The following is a 1,531-nucleotide window of genomic DNA, read 5'->3' on the forward strand; positions in this document are numbered from 1 at the left end:
GGTGGCCATCGTCAGCATGGCCTGCCGCTTCCCGGGTGGCATCGCGTCCCCCGAGGACCTGTGGCACCTCGTCGCCTCCGGCCGGGAGGCCATCGGTGACTTTCCGAAGGACCGCGGCTGGGACCTGGAGGGCAGCTACCACCCCGACCCGGATCACTCCGGCACCAGCTACGTCCGCCGGGGTGGCTTTCTGCGGGGCGCGGGCGGATTCGACGCCACCTTCTTCGGCATCAGCCCGCGAGAGGCACTGGCCGCCGAACCGCAGCAGCGCCAGCTCCTGGAGGTCTCCTGGGAGCTGCTCGAACGGGCCGGAATCGACCCCACCTCGCTGAAGGGCACCCCGACCGGCGTCTACGCGGGTGCCGGAATCCTCGGCTTCGGCACCCCGCACATCGAAAGGAACGCCGAGGGCTATCTGCTCACCGGCAACACGCTCAGCGTCGTCTCGGGCCGGGTCGCCTTCACCCTCGGCCTCGAAGGACCCGCCGTGACCGTGGACACGGCGTGTTCCTCGTCCCTCGTCGCCATGCATCTGGCCTGCCAGGCGCTGCGACAGGGCGAATGCACCCTCGCCATGGCCGGTGGCGTCACGGTGATGACCACCCCGAACACCTTCGTGGAATTTTCCCGCCAGCGCGGACTGGCCCCCGACGGCCGCTGCAAGCCCTTCGCGGCGGCCGCCGACGGTACGGGATTCTCCGAAGGCGTCGGCCTGCTGCTCCTGGAACGGCTCTCGGACGCACGGCGCAACGGACACCAGGTGCTCGCGGTGCTCCGCGGCTCGGCGATCAACCAGGACGGCGCGTCGAACGGGCTGACCGCGCCGAATGGCCCCTCGCAGCAGCGCGTGATCCGACAGGCCCTCATCAATGCCCAGCTGTCCTCCGCCGAGGTCGACGCCGTCGAAGCCCATGGCACCGGCACCACACTGGGCGACCCCATCGAAGCGGACGCGCTGATCGCCGCGTACGGCCAGGGCCGCCCCGCCGACCAGCCGCTGTGGCTGGGCTCGTTGAAGTCCAACATCGGCCACGCACAGGGTGCCGCGGGCGTGGCCGGTGTGATCAAGATGGTGATGGCGCTGCGCCACGAAATGCTGCCCGCAACCCTGTACGTCGACGAGCCGACCCCGCACGTGGACTGGAGCGGCGGCGCGGTACGGCTGCTGACCGAGCCGGTGGCGTGGCCGCGCGGCGAGCGCCCGCGACGGGCCGGGGTGTCGGCGTTCGGCATTTCCGGCACCAACGCCCATGTGATTGTGGAGCAGGCCCCGGACCAGCCTGAGGAGGTTCAGGCGCGGCCTGTTGAGGGTGTGGTGCCGTGGGTGGTGTCGGCGCGGAGTGCGGAGGCGCTGCGGGATCAGGCGGGTGTGTTGGCGGCCCGAGTAGCTGATACGGAGGCAGGGGTTGCCGAGGTTGGCTGGTCGTTGGTGACGACGCGGTCGGTGTTCGAGCATCGTGCGGTGGTGGTGGGTGAGGGTCGTGCGGAGTTGGTGGCGGCGGTGGAGGCGTTGGCGGCTGGGGAGTCTCAT

The 1,531-nt window shown here is 70.7% G+C and carries 1 protein-coding gene; it reads left to right on the forward strand.

Annotation, left to right across the window (positions count from 1 at the left end; all coding sequences use genetic code 11):
* On the forward strand, positions 1-1,531 hold a 1,531-nt coding region (locus ACZ6CL_RS42950; protein WP_468947023.1), incomplete at both ends, for a type I polyketide synthase.

It is taken from the genome of Streptomyces sp. NPDC041200, assembly GCF_055591805.1.